Annotated in this window: 13 protein-coding genes; 7 read left to right on the top strand and 6 right to left on the bottom strand. The window is 54.4% G+C overall.

The features are described from left to right. Window positions 1-320: 320 nt before the first annotated feature. The 6 genes from P273_RS0103695 to P273_RS0103670 form a co-directional block, all read right to left on the bottom strand. Window positions 321-1,238 carry an alpha/beta fold hydrolase gene (locus P273_RS0103695; RefSeq protein WP_081709244.1) on the bottom strand — a complete coding sequence of 306 codons (918 nt, stop codon included), beginning with the start codon at window positions 1,236-1,238 and terminating at the stop codon, window positions 321-323. Further along, the gene (locus P273_RS0103690) at window positions 1,235-2,296 is read right to left on the bottom strand and encodes a LacI family DNA-binding transcriptional regulator (protein WP_024627138.1); all 1,062 of its coding nucleotides are present in this window, start codon (window positions 2,294-2,296) and stop codon (window positions 1,235-1,237) included. The genes P273_RS0103695 and P273_RS0103690 overlap by 4 nt, the downstream gene beginning before the upstream one ends. A 98-nt stretch (window positions 2,297-2,394) precedes the next feature. Continuing rightward, on the bottom strand, window positions 2,395-3,279 hold the full coding sequence (locus P273_RS0103685) for a carbohydrate ABC transporter permease (RefSeq protein ID WP_024627137.1): 885 nt from the start codon (window positions 3,277-3,279) through the stop codon (window positions 2,395-2,397). A 1-nt stretch (window position 3,280) separates the two neighbouring features. After that, complete coding sequence (locus tag P273_RS0103680) at window positions 3,281-4,195, bottom strand: carbohydrate ABC transporter permease (RefSeq protein ID WP_051354111.1); 915 nt, start codon at window positions 4,193-4,195, stop codon at window positions 3,281-3,283. A 53-nt stretch (window positions 4,196-4,248) separates the two neighbouring features. Beyond that, window positions 4,249-5,649, bottom strand: a complete 1,401-nt coding sequence (locus P273_RS0103675) for an ABC transporter substrate-binding protein (protein WP_029676110.1) — start codon at window positions 5,647-5,649, stop codon at window positions 4,249-4,251. Between the two features lie 55 nt (window positions 5,650-5,704). Then, a complete protein-coding gene (locus tag P273_RS0103670) occupies window positions 5,705-7,237 on the bottom strand; it encodes an alpha-N-arabinofuranosidase (protein ID WP_024627134.1) in 1,533 nt (510 codons plus the stop codon). A gap of 658 nt (window positions 7,238-7,895) precedes the next feature. Between P273_RS0103670 and P273_RS0103665 the strand changes: the two genes are divergently transcribed. The 7 genes from P273_RS0103665 to P273_RS0103635 all read left to right on the top strand — a co-directional run bounded on the left by P273_RS0103665 (window position 7,896) and on the right by P273_RS0103635 (window position 21,722). After that, complete coding sequence (locus P273_RS0103665; RefSeq protein ID WP_081709243.1) at window positions 7,896-11,288, top strand: Ig-like domain-containing protein; 3,393 nt, start codon at window positions 7,896-7,898, stop codon at window positions 11,286-11,288. Between the two features lie 674 nt (window positions 11,289-11,962). Beyond that, window positions 11,963-13,747 carry a glycoside hydrolase family 36 protein gene (locus P273_RS0103660; RefSeq protein ID WP_253269562.1) on the top strand — a complete coding sequence of 595 codons (1,785 nt, stop codon included), beginning with the start codon at window positions 11,963-11,965 and terminating at the stop codon, window positions 13,745-13,747. A 107-nt stretch (window positions 13,748-13,854) separates the two neighbouring features. After that, window positions 13,855-15,210: an ABC transporter substrate-binding protein gene (locus tag P273_RS0103655; protein ID WP_024627131.1), complete on the top strand. Its 1,356-nt coding sequence runs from the start codon at window positions 13,855-13,857 to the stop codon at window positions 15,208-15,210. A 144-nt stretch (window positions 15,211-15,354) separates the two neighbouring features. Next, entirely contained in the window at window positions 15,355-16,311 is a 957-nt protein-coding gene (locus P273_RS0103650; RefSeq protein WP_024627130.1) for a carbohydrate ABC transporter permease, read from the top strand. After that, a complete protein-coding gene (locus P273_RS0103645) occupies window positions 16,308-17,195 on the top strand; it encodes a carbohydrate ABC transporter permease (protein ID WP_051354109.1) in 888 nt (295 codons plus the stop codon). The genes P273_RS0103650 and P273_RS0103645 overlap by 4 nt, the downstream gene beginning before the upstream one ends. Window positions 17,196-17,414: 219 nt before the next feature. After that, a complete protein-coding gene (locus P273_RS0103640) occupies window positions 17,415-18,455 on the top strand; it encodes a LacI family DNA-binding transcriptional regulator (RefSeq protein ID WP_024627128.1) in 1,041 nt (346 codons plus the stop codon). 279 nt (window positions 18,456-18,734) lie between these two features. Next, a complete protein-coding gene (locus tag P273_RS0103635) occupies window positions 18,735-21,722 on the top strand; it encodes a glycoside hydrolase family 3 C-terminal domain-containing protein (protein ID WP_024627127.1) in 2,988 nt (995 codons plus the stop codon). Window positions 21,723-21,773: the final 51 nt, after the last annotated feature.

Genomic DNA, 21,773 nt, shown 5'->3' with positions numbered 1-21,773 from the left:
GTTCCAAGCCCTCCGAAGAGTTCTCATCACTGCCGGGCAGCAAGAAGTAAACTTACACGAACTTGGGTTGTCCCGCAAATTGGCATACTGAAATAACGGTGGAACCCAATGATTTCGCGGTTTCTACGGCGTGTCGGTTTTTGCCGACCAAGCCCCGCTCAATTGGCCTTCACCTATCCAGGAGCCCCGCGCACTCTTCAACGAGGCTCAAACCAATATCTTCAGTTACTCATATTAGTAGATTTGGTTCTCCTCAAGAGGTATTTCCATCATGCGAATGAGCGCGTGCAGCCAGGCTGCGGTTCCTGCTTACTCATGCGCTACAAGCAGAGGGCCTTAACCGTTGCTGCAAACCGTTCTGGCTCGTCCCATTGCGGGCAGTGCCCTGACCGGTCAAAACGGATGAACCGATGCGGGCTCTTCAGTCCATCTGCAAACCGCTCAACCAGACTACCAGGCAGATGACGGTCATATTTGCCGCTGATGAAATAAACAGGAGCGCCAAAAGAGGTCTGCCCGCTGAAATCGACCTGCTCCAGCTCAGCATCCAAGCGCGCCCGTGATTGAGCCACCCCCTTGGCATGGTTGAGCAGACGCGACCAGTTGTAGTAAGGCGAGCGCAGGTAGGTCATAATCCGTTCCAGAGATCCGAACAGCATGGCAACCCCGCCACGAGACAGCAGATCATCGAGCATCAGCACCACGTCGGCAGCCCCGCTCTCTCTGCTGACGACCGAAGCGAGCCGAGAGCCCCAACTCTGCTGCCCCCAATGCCGTCTTAACCGAAGAGCGGCGCGCATGCTGACAACCTGTCCAAGACCGATATAACAGCGAACAAGCGAGGGATACCGCTTCACCATCTCCAGTCCCAGGACGCTACCCCATGAATGACCGATGAGGATCAGGGAATCCTGCCCGTAGGCACGAAGAAGCTCAAGCACGAACTGGTGAACGTCCTCAACCATCGAATCGATGGTCACTACCTCGCCAGGTGCAAAAGGATGGTAGGACAGCCCGCTACCTCGCTGATCCAGGTTGATGAAGCGGAAATCGCGCTCCAAAGCTGCGTTGTAGCGCATGGTCAGCGGGATACAGGCATCGCCCGGACCGCCATGAAGGTAAAGAATGATGGGGGCACAGCGAGGGGCTGGATTCATCGAGAAAACAAAGTGTGCGCCATTGATCTGCGTCCCATATAATCGGGAACTACTGGGAAATACCGCGATGCGACCAGTCATGGAGTCATTTTATCGGCATCTTTTCCGGCCTGTGTTGAATCACGTTCAACAAGCTCAAAACCCGTGGTATAAGTACGCACAGGGCCCGCATATCCGTTGATGCGCTCTATCAGCATGCTGACCGCCACCCGGGCATAGTCGTCAATCAAAGGGTCAATCGTCGTCAAAGCAGGGTTGGAATAGTTTCCCTCTGGGGTGTTGTCAAACCCCACTACCTGAATATCATCTGGAATCGAACGACCTCTTTTTTGGACTTGATGCATCACTCCATAAGCAACCGCATCGTTCAAGCAAATGATTCCATCAACATCGGGATGATCATCCAGAAGGAAATCGGCTGCCTTAATCCCCTCGTCGGTCATCAGGCGTGGCAGGCTGACAATAAGACTGGAATCAACCTCCAGTCCGCGCTCCTCGAAGGCCTGAATATATCCCTTGACTCGGAGTTCCTGGGTTCCTTCCACCGCAGAAAAGACCGATCTGCGACTGTACTTGGCTGGTGCCCCGACCAGAGCCAACCGTCTACAACCCGCGTCAAGAAGCCGTCCCGTCGCAAATCGCTCTGCCTCAGTATTCGGCATGGTGACAAAGTCTGCCTTGCCATATGGGCGATAGTCCCCGGTCATCACCAGAGGGTAGGTCTGCGAGAGCAGAATACCCTTGTCGCGCAAGGGCCGTTCAACGAAGAATATCCATCCATCGGCGGCCAGATGGTAGGTCTCATCGATAATGGTTCGGATACCCGACCCACCCGAGCTATAGGTACTAACTACTACGCCGTATTTACGTTCACGAGCCGTTTCTATCACCTTGTCAGCCAGATAGGCCCCAAAGGGCTGGGTGAAATCGAATATTCCCAGCCCTAGGATGCCTGTTGCTCCTGTCTTGAGCGATCTGGCTGACATGTTGATCTGATAGCCCAATTTGGTCATGGCTGTTTTGACACGTTCCCGGGTCTCGGGACGCATACTGCCTGAATGATTCAACACATTGGAAACGGTCTTTATGGAGACGTTCGCCTCTTTGGCCACATCCTTGATGGTCACTCGTCTCCGCATTGCCGCTCCTTATGGATGCAACGATTACTCCCTATTCGAGAATATACGTGCCCCCCGCCGAAACGGCGAGGGGCACAAGCGGAACATGCGAGGAAGACCTATTCTTTGACGGCACCAGCCGTCAGCCCGCTTACCCAATACTTCTGCAGGAAAAGGAAGGCCAAGACAAGAGGAATGACAGAGATAAAGGCTCCAGAGGTAATCAGGTTCCATACCTGCTCCGACCCTGAGCCCGCATTCGACTTGGCCTGCCACTGGGTCAATCCCACTGTAATCGGGAAAAGCTTGGTATCGGCAAGCACAACTTGCGGAAGAAAATAGTTGTTCCAGCAGTTGACTACGGAAAGCAGGAAAACTGTGGTTATGGCCGGGGTCATGATGGGCAGTGCCACCTGAATGAAGGTCCGGATTTCCCCGGCTCCATCAACCCTGGCCGCCTCCAGCATCTCGTCTGGCAGCGATCCCGTGCAGTACACGCGCATCAGGTATGTGCCGAACGGTGACAGCAGCGAAGGCAACAGAACCGCCCAGAGAGTATCGTTCATTCCTATCTGCGACATCAGAATGAAAGTGGGGATGACCAAGGCAGTCGTCGGAATCATCAGGGCACCCAGCACGATATCGAAATAGGCATTTCTGCCGGCAAACCTGAACTTTGCGAACCCGTAACCGGCCATGACCGAAATAATGGTGGCCCCCAGTCCTCCGACAAAGGCATATAGGAAGGAATTCAGCAGCCATCGCCAATATATGCCCCCTTCGTAGGTGCTGAGCTCCTTGATATTGTCGAAAAGCGCAAAATGCTTGTCGAACCAAAGGGATCCACCCGTACCCATAAACAGTCCGGAATTGGATTTTGTCGCGGCCACAACCAGCCACCACACAGGCATCAGGAAATAGATGATGCATACGATCAACAGAAGATTCGAACCCACGCGATGTGGCTGGGCGATTCTACGAGCCGCATCCTTTTCCTTTAGCATGCTAATCCCCTAACCCAGACTGCTTGCGGGTAACCCGCATGAATATCACACTGAAAATAACGACCAGAAGCCCCAATGCGAATGAGATCGTTGCCGAGTAGTTAATCTGGTTGTAGTTGAAGGCCAATGCCTGGGCATACATATTAGGCGTGTATTCCGGGGGTATGGCCGAGTTGGCATTATTGCGCAACACCATTGGCTCCGTATAGAACTGCAAGGTCCCAATCAACGAAAAGATCGTGACCATGACCAACGAGCTGCTGATCATAGGCGTTTTGATCCGAACAGCTATCTGCAGCTCCGAAGCGCCATCCAACCTAGCGGATTCGTATAGATCATGCGGTATGGCCCTCAGGGCAGAGTAGAGAATTACCATGTAATACCCTGTCCACTGCCATGTGACCATATTGACCAATGCTCCGAATATGCCGTTTGTACTTAAAAAATCCGGTGGTTGACGGCCGAATAAGGCAAAGATCGAAGTAAACGGACCCAGGTTCTTCGAGTAAATGAATCCCCACATCAGCGCCCCAATGACCACCGGGATGGCATAGGGAAGGAAGAACAGAAGCCGGGAAGCAGATGCTAAGCGCGTCATCATGGAATCGATGACCAAGGCTAGAATCAGCGCCAAGCCAAGTTGAATCGGCACCATGACCAACGTATAGATTACGACCCTGCCCATGCCTTTGAGGAATATTGGGTCCGAAAAGGCCCGTCGATAGTTTTCCAGGCCGGTGAAAACACTTCCACGCACTTGCGTGTAGGTGAAAAGGGACACGTAAAAGGCATAAACTAGTGGGACAACCAGAAATACAATAAAAACGATGCCGAAAGGCAACGTGAAGAACCAACCCCACACATTATCCTTGCTCAGCCGGCCACGCCTTTTGGCAGACACATATTTTGCTGACATGATTTATCCTCCCGGGGGGAGTGATCAGCTCCCCCCATGAGATCCGACCAGACTTACTGAGATACCTTGAATCCTTGCTGCTTGGCATAGTCGCTTAGCGTTTGCTGCAAGGAATCCAGGCTCGTTGATACATTCTTCCCGTCTCGGAGAATGGCGGAAAGTGTCTTGGTCTGCTCGTCATTGGCATATGTTTGGAACGGAAGGAATTGATAGCCCTTGTACCCCTGAGCCACCGGAGCAATAATCTTGTTGATCTTTTGGTTGCCGAAGAACGGCTCCTGCCTATCCAAGAAGGCCGCCGAGCCGAGTTTCTTGGTCCATGTAGGATACAGGCCGCTGTCATTGACGGCGATATCCTGAGCGGCATCATCTCCAAAAAGCTCCATGGCCACCTTCGCCGCAGCCTCGGTATGCTTGGTCTGATCAGTCACGGCCATTCCAGAGCCGCCGCAGTTGACATCCGGATCTGACTGGTCCCAAACAGGAGCTTTGGCAATCTGCCATTGCGACCCCTCCTGCACTCCGCTGACACCATTGAGGTATCCAACCAGCCAAGAAGCATGGATGATTGTCGCATAGGAGCCGTCGACGTTCTTCTTATTCCATTCCGCAGTGTCTGTATCGTCCGTCGCAACAATGTCATCCTTGGCTAGTTTCTGCCAGAAGGAGACGACTTTCTTTACCTTGTCGGAATTGATATTGATACCGACATTTTCGGGATCATTTGCCGAGTACTTGAAGACTTTTGCGCCGTTCTGATCGTAATAGGCATAGTTGAATAGCGTGCCATTAGGTTGCCAGTTGCCTATATGCCCTGTGTAACCCTTCTGCTTGAGCTCACGTCCTGCTTGTTCATACTCATCCCAAGTCGTTGGCGGCTTGACCTGATACTTGTCGAAGATATCCTTGCGGTAATACATGACCACAGGACCCACATCCACCGGCACTCCGTAGACTCCTTTAGAACCTCCCAGTTGGACATCCTTCCAAGCGCCTGCTGTGTAATTGCTCCGGATCTTATCTACGCCGAACTTCGACAGATCCACCAAATGCTTTTCCACACCTGACGCGAATTGTGGCATAACCGCATACTCGAGCTGAATTACATCGGGAGCACCAGACTTGGCCTTAATGGTGGTGTTGAACCGAGAGTATGCCTTGGCAGACTGATCGGCGCTGGTCCAGCAGACCTGAAGATCATCATGTGTTTCGTTGAAGTGATCAACCAGCTTGCCGAAAGCAGGATACCAGGCCCATACAGTCACCTTTTCGGCATTGGGCTTTTTAACTGTATTGCGGCATTTGGCAGTATCGTTGGCTTTGGCATCGTTATGCACTTGGGACGCCTCGTTATTGGACGAGCCAGAGGGCGACCCAGGAGAACCGCAAGCTCCTGCCGTCAACGCCATCACAGCTACCAGTACCGACGCACCCATGAGTCGTGCTGTTTTCATCTTTTCTCCTTTTTGAACTGTGCCGTCCACTTCCTTGTTGGGCGGCAAAACTGATTCATGCGAACAACAGCATCGTCCAAGACACAGGAGGAAGCGTGACGCATCCCTGCCTGCCATTGTTTTCGATGACTGCGGTTCTGTTCCGGTAAGGAACCACCCTTTCTTGTTTCTGAGCCGTATTCGCGGCTTGTGAATCATCATCATGGAGGGTAAAGGCTTCAACCTGTGAATATGAGGCACTCTCGCCAAGGTCAACGGTAAATTGATTGTCGCCTTTCGCCGAACGATTGACGACAAACACCGCCAGTGTGCCGTCAGAGCGCTGAACAGCTACAGCATTGACATCGGCCACCGTGCCGTAGAGGTTGGTATGGTGCTCAGAGCTTTCCAGCGGAGCAGACAATACCGTACCGCCTTTGGCATATCGTGCAGCATAAGCAAATGGATAGAAAATCGTCTGCCTCCAGGCATCCCCGCCCGGCTCGGTCATGATGGGAGCTATGACATTTACCAATTGTGCCAAAGAAGCAGACCTAACAACGTCTACATTTTGCAGAAGGGTGATCAGCAGGTCGCCGAAGACAACGGCATCAGTGACAGTATATGTATCCTCAAGAAGGCGGGGTGCGATCGGCCAGTTGTCGATACCCTCTGGATTCTTTGATTTCTCCCCATCCTGATACCACACGTTCCATTCATCAAAGGAGATATAGACCTGATGATCACTATGCCGCTCGGCTTTCACAGAGTTAATCACTGCGGACACATCCCTGATGAAGGAGTTCATATCAACCCCGGAGGCCAGAAAACTCTCCATATCGCCATTGTGAGGCTGGTAATAGGCATGGCAAGAGATGAAATCCACATAATCATAGGTATGTTCCAGCACTGTCCGTTCCCATTTGCCGAACGAGTCCATGGCATGGCTGGAAGAACCGCAGACGACCAAATCCAGATCCGGGTCAAGCTGCTTCATTCCTGCTGCAGTCTTGGCCGCCATCCGGGCATAATCAATCGCATCGCAATGGCCTAGCTGCCAGGGACCGTCCATTTCATTGCCCAAACACCACATACGAATGTTGAAAGGCCGGTCCGCCCCATTCTGGCGTCGCAAATCCGACAGAGCTGTTCCAGAGGGAATGTTGCAGTACTCCAAAAGATCCAAGGCTTCCTGAATCCCCTGTGTCCCCAGGTTCACGGCCTCCATCAGCTCATTGCCGCCGAGTTCGGCAAGCCAGTCCTCCATCTCATGCAGGCCAAACTGGTTGGTTTCAGTTGAATGCCATGCCAAATCTAGCCGACGTGGCCGGCTGGCAGGGTTACCGATTCCGTCTTGCCAGCGGTAGCCTGACACGTAGTTGCCGCCAGGATATCTAATGGTCGAAACGCCCAGTTCCTTGACCAGATCGATGACATCCTGCCTGAATCCGTGACCATCAGCTCTCGGATGGTCAGGTTCGTAGATTCCCGTATATACACACCGACCAAGATGCTCAACGAATGAGCCGAACAGCCTATCATCGACCGCCGCTAACTGATACCTCCCATCCATATGCATACACGACCGTCTCTGACGGGTTTGCGCCATAGATTCCATTCCTCTGCTACCTCCATACCGAATGAAGCGAAACAACGTTGTCTTAAACCCGGGAACCGATGCCAGTGCACCAGCGCCCTGATATTTAATACAACCTTGTACTTCTTAACTGACAATGTACTCTATATACGATTGCCTGACAAATCAAGTATTCTGAACTACTCTTTTCCTAACATACGGTGTTCAACATTTGATTAGCCGCTCAAATGGATACTAACGTTGTATCTATTTATTGCCTGCCGCAGACGCAGTCATCTCGGCGGTAAGATCGCCCCTTCCTTGCGCCCATAATCACTGCCGTATTCTTGAATATGAGAACGTTATCTATATGAAACAGAGCCTCTATAGAAATCCCATGTTTTATAGGTTTTATGACTCGATAGAAGCATATATTTGACGATAGAACGTTTTCACAATATGCTGTTTTTAGTCGCGTCGATGATATGCCAGCGACGGACATTCACCAGGCAGAACCCGCGATTAAAGGGAAGGGGGCCTTGCACATATCAACGCACCCAGCCGATTATGACCTCGCCGTTGAGGATCAGACGGCCAATGCGTGAACAATGTAGTTCTCAGCATCGCTCACTCGGATCCTGAACTATCCGAATCGAGCGATTGCTTTGCATTCCGATGGAAGAAACACATCATGGGAAAATATCAGACACTTATAGCATTAACGGCGAGCGCGGGTTTGCTGATCGGAGCATGCGTTCTGCCAGCGGCCTACGCCGATGAAGCCAAACCAGCACAAGTCCTCAAAGTCGATATGGGCAAGACAACCGGGGACTTCCTCGGCGGAGCCTCAGGAACCCTGTATGGCTTGGGCGACGAAGGATCGCCGACAGATGCTATTCTCGACGGCGCTCGTGTGGAAAATTCCTCACAGAAACCGCCAACGGGCTCCCAACACCCCAGCGGGGACGCACTGGCCTTGGAGCGCCAGTTCTTTGCCAATGGAGGACGAGAACTGGCCGTATACATGCAGGATTATTACCCAGATTGGTCCTATAACCATGGTTCACGCCCGGGAGATGACCGATCATATGTAACCAATGTGCCTGTCAGCGATCCCAGATATGGCACCTACAGCGATCAGTCCAATGGACGTTGGGATTATAGCGAAGTCGTCGAAATCGTCGTCAATAAGATATTGTCCCAATCAGAGCATCCTGACCAATACACCTTCATCCCTTTCAACGAGCCAGACGGAGGCAACTGGTACTACACGGGCGATGATGCCCAGAACCCGCTGTTCAAAACAACTTTCCTGAACGACTGGGACGCAGACTACCAACTGATACAAACCATCTGGCAACAATACAAAACCGGCGAAAAACCAAGCAAGGTGCGCCCCACAGCAGCGCACGCCCGCATAGCCGGCCCTGGGGACTCATCCTTCAGGCAGAATAGATCAGCAGCTTTTCTGCGCCACACCAAGGGAGCGGGAACCCTACCGGATATCTTCGTCTGGCATGAGCTCGGCAAAGAAAGCCTGCAGAACTATCGCACCCACTACGCGAATTACCGTGCTTTGGAACACGACATCGGCGTGCCCGCCAGAAAGATCAACATCACCGAGTACGGAGAGCTACGCGACATGTCCGTACCTGGTCAACTTGTGCAATGGATGAGCATGTTCGAGGACACCAAAGTCCAGGCCGAGACCGCCTACTGGAACTATGCAGGCAACCTATCAGACAATATGGCCAATGCCAATGCTGCCAATGCAGGCTGGTGGCAGTTCAAATGGTATGGAGACCTGAGAGGAGATCAAACTGTTCAGGTGGATTCCGATCACCGCGACAAAATCGACTCGCTCCAAGGCATCGGGGCATTGGATACCGCCAACCATAAGGGAACAGTCTTATACGGAGGCGCCAACGACGAGAACGTCGATCAGGTGAAGAATACCGGCGCCAACATTCCAGTGACCGTGCAACTGACGGGATTAGACAAGGCGGGGTTTGGCTCCACAGTGGATGTCGAAGTGCGCGAGAATGCTTTTACGGGGCCAGATGGCATCGCTGCAACCCCCCGCGTGGTCAATACGCTCTCAAATGCTCAGGTACGCAATGGCACACTCGATGTCACCACGACCAGTGTGGACCGGTATGCCTCATATCAACTCGTCGTCACGCCACACCAGGACCGGTCACTTCGCACAGATGACCAATTGGGCCGAAATCTCCAAGTCACAGAAGCTGAACGGACCAAATTATCCGGCGGCGCCCGTGCTTACGACAAAACACCTTCGGGCAATGGGTGGAGCTACTTCATGACGTCCGGCAACGGTGATGTCGGCAACTTCAAGGATGGGGCCACAGCTGACTGGGAAGTCCATACCCCTGCTGACGGCAAATACAGGCTGCAGGTAATCAGCGGAAACACAGGATTCCCCGGGACTAATAAGGTCAGCGTGGACTCCAAAGCCGTTGGCGAATTGGACTATCACGCCGAACTTGCCATGAAAGATGCCGCGAAATGGCTGTATAGGGGAAGCACTCAGCTGGAGATGAACCTTACTCAAGGACGACACATCATCAGTATCCATGGATCGACGGCCTTGGATAACACCCTTGACAAGTTCCTCCTTTACAGGATTCCCGAGGATCGCGATGGAACCAGCGATGCCGTAGACTACCCGGCTACGCAATTTCGCCTTGCCGGCGGAGCCTCACTCGATTTCTCCAATGAAGGCAGTCGCGGGTTCGCCGAACTTCGATCAGGCCATGCTCATGCCTTCATCCACGGCTGGTCCCAGGGATACCACACGATCAAACTCGTCTATCGGGCCGCCAAAGGAACACCGATTGCCCTGAACATGAATGGAAAAACCCTCCCGGGAATCACTGCCGCCTACTCAGGTCTGCAATCGACCAGTCTTGAGGTGGCACTGAGTGAAGGCATCAACAGTCTGGACCTTTCGGGAACAGGCGTAAGTCTACGCGATGTTCAGGTCGCCGCATCCAAGGATCTGCGTCACTCTGCCATCTCCCTTCAGGCAGAGGATCAACAATTGAACGGCGGGGCGAGCGCGATCACTGAGAATTCGTCCAATGCCGAAAACCACCAATACGTGATCGGCCTGGGAAATCAGTTCACCACTGCTGAAAGCGGCCCAGCCGGATACGGCGATCGCACCCGTGTAGTGGTTGAGAATAGCAACAACAGACCAAAGGTGAATACGCACAATCCCGGCATCATGACCATTCCAGCAGGCACGGTTCCTCGTGGGGACTATATGGTGGCCGTCAGATTCTCCAACGATGCCTTCATCGGCAGGCACGACTATAACCCGCAAATCGTGGACCTCGGACTGCAAATCCGCCAGGGGGATGGCCACGGCCCCGAACTTGCCAGAGGTTCGTTTAGGTATACCTATTCCGACAGCAGCTTCTTGAACCGTTCGCTGCAGGTATCCACGAATGGAGGGGCCCTATCACTGGGGAACTGGGATCCGGCTGGAACAGGCAGAGGCGCTGTCTCCTGGGGAGTGGCACCGAATATCGACTCCCTGATTTTCTACCCTGAAATCATCGGGACGCCGACATCTGAAGACCTAGAGTCCCACCCATCAGAACCAGGTTCAGTCACCATCCATGCCCCCGGTCTGGCTCAGGGCCGAATGACACTGCGTAAGGGCCAGAAATTGCAGTTGACCGCCACAGATTCGCAGAGATCATCTGATGCCGCCATCACCTGGTCCACATCGGATCCGCGCATAGCAACGGTAGACCCCCAAGGCATGCTGTCTGCCCTTGAGGTTGGCAACTGCACGATCACAGCAAGTTCCGGAAGTGCCAGATCGTCCTTCCGTCTTCAGGTGATTCCGGCGACATCCGCAGATGCGTCAACCGCGAACGATTCAAAAGCTAAACCTAGGACGAGCGCGAAAGCAGCAGGACAAAAAGGTCAGGAATTCCGACTTTCATCCACAGGGTCTGCAGTTACGCTCATCCTCCTTACAACCATCGTGCTTGTAGGAACTTCCGTTCTGACTTTCATGATGGTCCAGCATTCTCACGGCAAACAGTCATGACATACTGTGCATACTGTGAGGCCTGGTCGAATTAACGGCTTTCCTGTGGCCATTCCCCATTCCGATAGCCACAGGAAGACCGGTAGCGCCGGCAGACACACTTACAACCCGATAGAAACGACACGCTTAATTGACTCGATAACGTTTTCAAATTACTCTGTGTTTTTAGGGATTGACCTTCGCGGTCATAGGGATATGAACATTCTCCAAGACCACAGAGAGGCGATCAGCAAATAAGCAGGGAAGGTTGTTTGCGGTTATCGGTCACCACGATCTCCACCGACACCCGACTTGGCTGTAATCATATGGCAGAGGACATCATGACACATGACTTTCAATGGGGCAATAATCGTCTATCCTTGTTTTTCCATTGGGATAACGACGCTCCAGTCAGCATAGGTCGGATTACGTCGGATGACGTGGACATGAGGATCGACGACAATCTGCCCCTTGTGGAGATCATGGCCGCTGGCTTCGGTCATTGGATTGCCTGCGAAAGGCTGGTCAGCACTTCAATCGGGGCTGGCATGCGATACGTTTCTCATCATTCTGACAAATCTGAAAACGGTATCAATTCGTTGCACGTACGAATGGAGAACCGTACCGCCGGTCTTCAAGCTGACGTGACCTATCAACTTCCTACAAATCAGACTATGTTTCGGACCTTTGTAACAGTGACCAACATCGGAAACCGCCCGATCAGCCTCGAATCAGTCACCAGCTGGGTCAGTCTGTTCGGATCCACGCCCGGAGAGCAGCAAGATGCAAGCGGCTGGAAACTTCTTCACGGCGCTTTCGCCTGGTTGGGCGAAAACCGCTGGCGCTCTGAAAATACCGAGGATCTCTTCCCTCGGCTCTCTCAGGAGCTGACCGGCAACAATCCACGCAACGAGTACAAAGCAATCTCCACAGGCACCTGGTCAACTGGTCGCCAGGCTCCGCTCGCGGTCCTATGCAACAAGAGCCATACAGCCACTTGGATTTTCCAAGTCGAGCACAACGGAGCTTGGCGATGGGAGGTCGGCGACTATACCGTCGATGGATACATGGCTTTATCCGGACCCACAAATGAAGATCACTCCTGGTCAAAATGCCTTGCGCCGGGACAAACCTTTACATCCGTACCAGCCTCGGTCACTCTGGCCTCTTCCTTTCAATCGGCCTACGATTCCCTGATCGCTTATCGGCGGACTTTCGGCACGCACGTGGCCAAGGACCAACATCCACTAGTGGTTTTCAACGACTACATGAATACCATCAACGGTGACCCGACCACAGAGAAGCTGCTTCCACTGATCGACAGCGCAGCTGAAGTGGGCGCCCAAGTCTTCTGCATCGACTGCGGCTGGTATGACGATTCCGGCGATTGGTGGCCTTCGGTGGGCGAATGGAAACCCTCCACGACGCGCTTCCCAGGGGGATTCGCCGAGGTGATTGATGCCATCGTCTCGCGTGGCATGGTTCCCGGCCTGTGGATGGAACCCGAGGTCGTGGGTGTACGCAGCCCTATCGCCGCCGCACTGCCAAACGCAGCCTTCTTCCAGCGCAATGGTCGACGTGTGGTCGAACAGGACCGTTATCTACTCGACTTCCGAGCTGATGAGGCTCGCAAGTATATGGACTCGGTCATCGACAGGCTTATCGGCGAATTCGGAATCGGCTACTTTAAGTTCGATTACAACGTCTCACCCGGAGCCGGCACCGACAACCAAGCCGATAGCCTGGGAGACGGGCTTCTAGGCCATAATCGGGCCTACTGTGACTGGTTGGATGCCTTGCATGAGCGTTATCCAGATTTGATTCTTGAGAACTGCTCCTCGGGCGGCATGCGCGAAGACTTCATGCAGACCAGTCACTTCCGCGTCCAATCAACTTCGGATCAGCAGGATTATCGTCTCTATCCACCGATCGCAGCATCCTCACCCATGATGACCGTGCCGGAGCAGACGGCCAACTGGGCCTATCCCCAAGCTTCCATGAGCCTGGAGGAGATCGCCTTCAACCTGAACACCAGCATGCTGGGCAGATTTTTCATTTCGGGCTTTCTCAATGCCATGGATGAGGACCAGCGCAACCTGATCGCCCAGGCCGTACAGACCTACAAGCTTCATATACAGCCCATCGTTTCCAGAGCTGTTCCTTTTTGGCCCATGGGACTGCCCGGATGGACAGACAAAGCATTGGCCCTCGGTCTTCGCTATGACCAGAGCGCACTAGTGACGGTGTGGGCTCGAAACCCCGCCGGCAAAGAAAGCAATGTGGTTCTATCCTTGCCTGATTTCGCCGACTCAGCCGTTGACGTTCATACCATCTTCCCCACAGGCGAACGCTTCGCACCATGGAAAATCCTTTGGGACCAGAACAATGCCAAGCTGCGTTTGCAAGCGCCAGAGCGTCGATTCACGTCCCGAACCATATTGATCACAAGAAAGGAGGCCCAAGGTCAAAGTCGTCTTTAAGGAATTACCGGCAGGCGTCAACACCTACAAACCGGGGTTTCCGAGTAGCCATTCATGATGGGCAGAAGGTTCTACGAAGGATCGTGGAACATAGGAAAGGAATTTCAATGAAGATATTCAACACAACACGAGTCGGAGCGGCCATCGCCCTGACGGGTGCAATGGTTTTCTCTCTGGTCGGGTGCTCGAATCCCTCGACTGGCAGCAGTGACAGTGCCGATACAAGCTCTAAGGATTACTGGCCATCGGCAACGCAGAAACTCGACGGGGTTCAGCTGAAAATGTGGGTGGCTCAGAACTCCAACAAGATTCCGCTGAAGGTGGTCTCGAACTTCGAGAAGGCTACGGGTGCCAAAATCGATGTCCAGACCATTCCTGATCCGTACGAGCAGAATGTCCAGACGAAGATCACGACTGGAGATACACCCGACCTGGCCTTCTGGCAGCCCACCAAGTCCATGCTGGCTGGTTTTATCGCCCAAGATAAGCTGCAAAAGCTCGATAATGCACCTTGGGTGAAGAACTACACCCAAGGCATCGCCGATGCAGGTGGCGTGGTGGACGGCACCCGTTATGCGGCTCTTTTCTCCACCCCACCGGTTGAGGGCGTCTTCTACAACAAGGAAGTCTTCAAGAAGGCCGGCATCACCGAGACACCTAAAAACTGGAACGATCTAGTCGAGACTGCCAAGAAGATCAAAGCGGCCAATGTCCCCGGCGTGAACTCCCCCCTGTTCGAAATGGCAGGCTCACAATGGGGTACCCAGTACGCGGTATCCGTCCAACTGGCCGAGGCGGCTCAGAACGGCCTCTGGGACCGCGTCAATACCGGTAAAGAGAAGTTCACCGATAAGACCATTCAGACCGCAGTCGACAACTACAAGCAGCTCTTCGACGAAGGTCTCTACAACAAGGACGCAGGATCGGCCAAGGATACCGATCAGGCTGCGGCTCTCTGGGACGGCAAGACCGGAATGATCATCCAGGTCAATTCGCTGTTCAACGCCGTGGCTGCTCTGGCCAAAAATGATAAACAGGCCTTGGACGAAAGAATCGGATTCTTCCCCATTTCCAAGGATGGGAATGTCGGAACCATCATCCCCGAACAGAACAACGCGCTGGTGGCCTTCAAGAGCAAAGACAGTAAGAAGGAGGCCGCCGCTCGTCAGTTCATTAATTACTGGATGAGCACCGGATACGCAGACTTCGTCAAAGACCAGAAGATCATCTCCGTACTGAAGGGGGTTAAGTCCCCTAATTCGGTTCCTCAAGCCTTGATTGATTCCGCAGCTGCGATCAAGACCGGCGTAGGCTCCATGCAGTCTCTGGCCATAGCCAATCCTGACCTTTACATCAATTTGGCCGATATGGTCAACGGCACGAAGTCGCCCCAGGATGTGACCAAGGCGACCCAGGACCAGTTCGCTCAATTGGCTAAAGCACAGGGGGCCAAGAACTTCTAAAGGCTCCTGTCTTTGTCCTGCTTCCGGCAGCTGCTAGCACCAAGGCAACAGCCGGAAGCGGTCATCATGCACGACATCGGATGGGCATCGGGACCGGCGCTCCTGATCCTGATGCCCATCTCATGGAAGGAAAAGCAGATAAGTATGGTAAACCATGCAACCGAGGGGGTCACACCTCACGGAGGGCGAAGAAGGAACAGATCGGTCACCCCCGTCAATCCCATCAAAACACTTATGAAGCAGAACTACCCGCTGCAATTCGTCATTCCGGCATTTGTGGTTCTGCTGATCTTCTTCTTCATTCCGACGATCATGAATTTCATCTACGCCTTCACCAACTGGTCAGCCTTTGGCAAGACGATTGATTTCAACGGGGTACGCAATTTCGTCGATCTGTTCCGCTCGGGCACCTTGATGCGAGACCTGCGCATCACCCTGGTCTACGCCATTCTCGTAGCTATATTCCAGAACACCTTCGGGTTGATCCTGGCGGTCTTTCTCGAAGAAGACACCCGCCTCAACAGGTTTGCTCGTGTCATGTTCTTCGTTCCAGTCATCATGTCGGCCCTGGCGGTCGGCTACATATGGCAGGCAGTGCTCAAATCTGACGGCGCCCTCAATCAGATACTCTCCTTCTTCCTGGGACGGACAATCGACCTGGCTTGGCTGGGCAACACCACATGGACCATCGTTCTTGTCGCAGCAATCCACGGATGGAAATGGATGGGCTTGTCCATGCTGATCTTCCTGGCCGGACTCAAGACCATCGATTCGGACGTTCTGGAAGCTGCAAGCATTGATGGCGCCAGCAAAAGCCAGATATTCTGGAAGATCAAGTTCCCGCTGCTGGCTCCGGCATTTACTTTCAACGTCGCCACATCACTCCTGGGCTCCATGAACGGCTTCGACATCGTCCAGGCGACTACAGCAGGTGGACCCGGCGGATCCACAGAGATACTGAACATCTTTATTTGGAGAACCTTCGGTCAGGGACTCTACTCGCAGTCGACAACCATGAGCCTGGTTCTGTTTGTCATGGTGATGATCATCGCCATCCCCCTGATCATCTACCTGCGGAGAAGAGAGGCAAAGATCCTATGACATCGGCAACCTACACGCCGGATACGGCCACCCAGGCCCAAAGCAACACAACCATGAACAAGCGATCCAAAGCCGGCACCATCGTCCATGCAGTACTGGTGGTTCTGGTCATGCTGATACTCTTGGGTGTCCCTTTCTGGCTTCTCATTGTTACAGCCGGCAAAAGCCAGGCCGAGGCGATCCGCCCCACGATGAGCCTGCCCAGCCATTGGCAGCTTTTGCAGAACTTCTCGACTGTCATCACCGATGGCAAAATGATCAAGGCTTTCTTCGGATCGGTGATCGTAACGGTGCCCTCGGTCTTCCTGGCTCTCTTGCTGGGCTCCATGGCATCCTGGGTGCTTGCCCGTCGAGCCACCAAGCCAATGACGGTGGTGTATGCCCTTTCCATCTCTGGCCTTGTCCTGCCGCCGGCAGTGGTGACCGTTATGATGCTGCTCAAGATCATCGGCCTATCAGGAACAGCTCTGGGGATGATCGGAGTCTACGTCGGAATCTACCTGTCTACGGTCATCTTCTTCGTCACTGGATTCATCCGGACGATACCGATCTCTCTTGAAGAGGCCGCACGCATGGACGGGGCCAGTCCTATGCGGATATTCTTCACGATCATCCTCCCCCTCCTGGGACCGACGCTCGCCACGGCAACCATTCTGGTCACTCTCTACATCTGGAACGACGTCTTCTACTCGCTCTTCATACTTTCCGGCAAGATGGATCTGCTGCCGCTGAACCTTTACAACGTTGCCTCTGCAGGTCTGTACTTGAACAACTGGCATCTGATCTTCGCCTACATCATTCTGATGAGCCTGCCGCTGCTGATCATCTTCGCACTGGCACAGCGCAAGATCATTTCGGGCATCACCGGTGGAGCAGTGAAGTAGTCCAAAACAAGAGGTCGGACACTGACGGCAAGGCATCAGCATGACGCCGTCTGCGTTCGACCTCCTCATGTACTATGAAGTGGCCGGGAACAGGTCGGCAGTGGAAGTCGGCCAAAAGGACGGACGAACAGATGCCGGTCCGTCAGTCTGATTCTGCGGGTTTGCATTAATCCCATCCGATGGTCAGACATAAGGCGGCATACGGGTATGGGAGTTGCTATGGCTAGGACAGTCGATCACAATAAACCGGCATCAATCAAAGATGTTGCCGTCCTGGCCCAGGTTTCTGTTCCTACTGTTTCCCGGTATCTGAATAGCCCAGAACGGGTCAGCAAGGAAAAACGGGACAGAATCGCCAAGGCAGTGAAGCTTCTGCGCTACCGCCCCAACCCCATTGCTAGAGCCTTGGTCAAGGAACGGACCAAAACCATCGCTGTTCTATCGACGAATACCACCCTGTTCGGCCAATCGCAGACCATCTTCGGCATCGAGGAGAGAGCACAAAAGGCTGGATACACACTGAATATCGGAGTTCTGAGCCCAGAGGCGGGCGAGCAGTCGCGCCAGCGCATCCAATCGATTCTGGACCAGAATCCGGCAGGCATCGTGCTCCTTGATTACGATCAGGTTAGCGACGATGCCTTCGCCTACGTGAACAAGGATCTGCCCATCATCCTCATTGCTGGCAACCGGAAATCGGATGTCACTCAAATTTCCATGCAGGAGCGCGACGGAGGGTATGCGGTAACCTCCTATCTGTTGGGGTTGGGACATAAAACCGTGTATCACGTCAGCATTCCCGGTGGTGCTGGCGGGTACAGCCGCCTGGCCGGTTGGAGATCCGCCTGTGAAGATGCCGGGGTGCCGGCGCCAGCACCCATAAAGGCTGATTGGGATCCTGAGTCCGGCAAGCGCATAGGGTCAGCCTTGGGGCGAAAGCCTGAGGTCACCGCCATTTTCGCCGGCAATGACGAGATCGGCATGGGCATCATCCGAGGCCTCAACGATGTGGGCCGACGAGTGCCCGAAGATGTATCAGTAGCAGGCTTTGACGATCACCCCATTGCCAAGATCTGGAATCCCTCACTGACGACGATCCATCAGGATTTCTTCAAGGCCGGAGAAAAGGCCTTCGACCTATTGAAAACAGAAATTGATGACATCGATCAAGGGCGGGGCAGGACCGATGACTGGAACAGGCTGGTGGAGCTGCCAGGCCACCTGATCGAACGAGAGTCGACCGGAGTTCCTAGATCGTAGTAACACGGGGTATGGGAATCCGTTCCCATAACACCTGCAAATACACGCCGCAAAACAAGTCAGGTTATGCGGCAAATTCGACAGTTCGCGCATGTACAGTCACAGAAACACGTCGTAAATGATTAACTGAAATCGTGGCATAAAGGCGTGTCGATGCAGCTGAAGGTCGCTCGCCCACCCAGGAGGCGGATCACAGTTCAAGCGCTCCGTCTACTTCGTGACCGGCCCATAGTCGTGACCGGGTGAAGCTTCGGCAGAGAACAGAGGAAAGTAGCGAACATGTTCAGTGTCAATCTGAGCGATGTGGTCGCCGTACTCAAGTCGCTGATACCCCAGCTGGTGGTCATCGGCGTCTTTCTGGTACTGGCCCTGCTGATCACGATCGCCGTGAACAAGCACACAGTCAAAAACGTAGCCAACCGTAAAATGATCCACTCCCAGTCCTGGCTGGTGGCCTTCGTGGCTGTCGTTGCAGCCCTGGCAACCATGCTCCTGGGACCCTTGTCCAACCTGATCACCAAGTCCACCAGCAAGCACGAGCTGCAGCCGGCAACCGTTACCGCAGCCCGGAACCTGGCCAAGGACATCCAGCGTGAATCCGTCACCATGCTGCAGAATTCAGATGGGACACTCCCCCTGAAGTCCGACAAGGTCAATGTCTTCGGCTGGGCCTCGACCAACCCCGTCTACGGCGGCACAGGTTCCGGCTCCATGTCGGCAGACAACCCCACCACCAGCCTGCTTGATGGCATCTCCTCAGCCGGTCTAAAGACCAACAAAGAGCTGAGCGACTTCTATACCAAGTACCGTGCAGACCGCCCCAAGGTCGAAATGTTCGCCCAGGACTGGACCCTGCCCGAGCCCACGGCAGACAAGTACACCAGCAAGCTCATGGATGACGCCAAGCAGTTCTCCGACACCGCTGTGGTGGTCATCGGTCGAGTGGGCGGTGAGGGCGCTGACCTGCCGAAGGACATGAAGGCCAAGGACATCACCTATCACGACAATGACAAGGCCAATCCGGACTTCAAGCAGGGTCAGAGCTTCCTGGAGCTGTCCAAGCCCGAAAACGACATGATCGCCAAGGTCACCAGCTCCTTCGACAAGGTGGTCCTGATCTACAACGGCGCCAACACCTTCAACCTGAACTTCGTGGGTCAATATCCGCAGATCAAGTCCGTCCTCTGGTGCCCGCCCCCGGGGCAGGCCGGCTTCACCGCCTTGGGCGAGGTTCTGAAAGGCAAGGTCAACCCTTCGGGCAAGACTTCCGACACCTTCGTGCGCGACCTGACCAAGACGCCGACCTACAACAACTTCGGTTCGTTCACCTACACCAATATGGACGACCACAAGGCCACCTTCACCGGTTTCACCGGCAAGCCCGAAACCAGTACGCCTACCTTCGTGGACTACAACGAGGGCATTTACGTGGGCTACCGCTTCTGGGAAACTGCAGCCAAGGAAGGCCTGATCAACTACGACGATATGGTCCAGTACCCCTTCGGATACGGCCTGTCGTACACCACCTTCAGCCAGAAGATGGGACCGATCCATCATGCTGACGGGAAGATCTCCTTTGATGTGACCGTCACCAACACCGGCGCCAAGGCTGGCCGCGACACGGTCCAGACCTACTTCGAGCCTCCCTACACCAACGGGGGCATCGAGAAGGCCAGCGCCAATCTGGTCTCCTTCAAGAAGACCAGGATCCTGGATCCCGGCAAGAGCCAGACCATCCCCGTGAGCTTCAAGGATGAGGACATGGCCTCCTATGATGCCGACCATGCCAAGGCCTACGTGCTGGACCAGGGCGACTACGGCATCTCCATTCGTTCCGATTCCCACCGTCCGATCCAATCAGACACGGTCAACATCGCCCATACGGTCACCTACGACAAGAGCAACCCCCGCTCCGTCGACAAGGTTGCGGCCACCAACAGGTTCGACGATGCCAAGGGCACGGTGACCTATCTGTCCCGGGCCAACCACTTCGCCAACTATGAGGATGCCGTGGCGGCGCCCAAGAGCACTGAGATGCCCGAGGAGGCCAAGGCCCACTTCTACAACAACAGCAACTACGACCCCAAGAAGTTCGACAAAGACAGCGACAAGATGCCCACGACAGGCGCCAAGAACAACGTCAAGCTCTACCAGCTGCGTGACAAGAAGTACGACGACCCCATGTGGGACAAGCTGCTGGACCAGCTCAGCGTCAAGGACATGGACAGCCTGATCGCCATGAGCGGCTATGGCACCCAGGCTGTCAAGGGCATCGGCAAGATCGAACTCACCGATGCCGATGGCCCCGCCGCCCTGAACAACAACTTCACCAAGGTCGGCTCCCTGGGCTTCCCCTCATCCACCTCCCTGGCCTGCACCTGGAATCCCGGTCTGGCCACCCGCTACGGCGAGATGATCGGCACCATGGCCCATGACATGGATGTCTCCGGCTGGTACGCACCCGCCTTCAACATCCACCGCAGCGCCTTCTCCGGACGTAACTTCGAGTACTTCTCCGAAGACCCCCAGATTAATGCTGTCATGGGATCCAACGAGGTCGCAGCGGCCCGGTCCAAGGGCGTCTACTCCTTCATGAAGCACTTCGCCATGAACGACCAGGAGACCAACCGTACCAACATGCTGGCCACCTGGGCCAATGAGCAGACCATCCGCGAGATCTACCTGAAGCCATTCCAGGCTGCTGTGGTCAAGGGTGGCGCCCAAGCTGCCATGAGCTCCTTCAACTACATCGGCACCACCTACGTGGCCGCCTATGCGCCGCTGATGCAGGATGTGCTGCGCGGTGAGTGGGGCTTCCGCGGCATGGTCCTGACCGACTACTTCGGCGTCTATGGTTACCAGAACGCCGACCAGTTGATCCGCAACGGAAACGACGCCATGCTGGCCACCACCGAAGTGACCAACCATGTCAAGGACAAGAGCGCCACCTCGGTCAAGGCCATGCGCCAGGCCAGCCACAACATCCTCTATACGGTCGTGCATGGATACAAGTACGCCAACGGCGACCCCAAGGTGCAGACCCCTGCCTGGCAGATTGCCCTCTACGTGGCACTGGTTGTGCTGGCCTTGATCTTCCTGGCCCTGGAGTACCTGGCCTTCAGAAGGTTCAAGGCACGTCGCAGCGCTGTCGATGTGGGCACCCTGAGTGATCTGGCGGACGACGCCCGGCAGACCCGCGCCCAGGATCCGGCCAGCATGGAGACCACACCGTCCGAGGACAGCTCCGACCAAGGGCCGACAGCCTGATCCTCCATCTGAAGCTGATTTGTTCCCCGGCAGACGGACCTATGCACCGTC

Source organism: Bifidobacterium sp. A11 (assembly GCF_000499185.1).
Lineage (GTDB): Bacteria > Actinomycetota > Actinomycetes > Actinomycetales > Bifidobacteriaceae > Bombiscardovia > Bombiscardovia mizhiensis.
The sequence above is the reverse complement of the archived record's forward strand: the minus strand, read 5'-3'. Positions and strand labels throughout refer to the sequence as shown.

Coding starts and splice junctions, on each gene's coding strand:
- P273_RS0103695 (WP_081709244.1), bottom strand. CDS start 1,238: ATGACTGGTCGCATCGCGGTATTTCCCAGTAGTTCCCGATTATATGGG.
- P273_RS0103690 (WP_024627138.1), bottom strand. CDS start 2,296: ATGCGGAGACGAGTGACCATCAAGGATGTGGCCAAAGAGGCGAACGTC.
- P273_RS0103685 (WP_024627137.1), bottom strand. CDS start 3,279: ATGCTAAAGGAAAAGGATGCGGCTCGTAGAATCGCCCAGCCACATCGC.
- P273_RS0103680 (WP_051354111.1), bottom strand. CDS start 4,195: ATGTCAGCAAAATATGTGTCTGCCAAAAGGCGTGGCCGGCTGAGCAAG.
- P273_RS0103675 (WP_029676110.1), bottom strand. CDS start 5,649: ATGAAAACAGCACGACTCATGGGTGCGTCGGTACTGGTAGCTGTGATG.
- P273_RS0103670 (WP_024627134.1), bottom strand. CDS start 7,237: ATGGCGCAAACCCGTCAGAGACGGTCGTGTATGCATATGGATGGGAGG.
- P273_RS0103665 (WP_081709243.1), top strand. CDS start 7,896: ATGGGAAAATATCAGACACTTATAGCATTAACGGCGAGCGCGGGTTTG.
- P273_RS0103655 (WP_024627131.1), top strand. CDS start 13,855: ATGAAGATATTCAACACAACACGAGTCGGAGCGGCCATCGCCCTGACG.
- P273_RS0103650 (WP_024627130.1), top strand. CDS start 15,355: ATGGTAAACCATGCAACCGAGGGGGTCACACCTCACGGAGGGCGAAGA.
- P273_RS0103645 (WP_051354109.1), top strand. CDS start 16,308: ATGACATCGGCAACCTACACGCCGGATACGGCCACCCAGGCCCAAAGC.
- P273_RS0103640 (WP_024627128.1), top strand. CDS start 17,415: ATGGCTAGGACAGTCGATCACAATAAACCGGCATCAATCAAAGATGTT.
- P273_RS0103635 (WP_024627127.1), top strand. CDS start 18,735: ATGTTCAGTGTCAATCTGAGCGATGTGGTCGCCGTACTCAAGTCGCTG.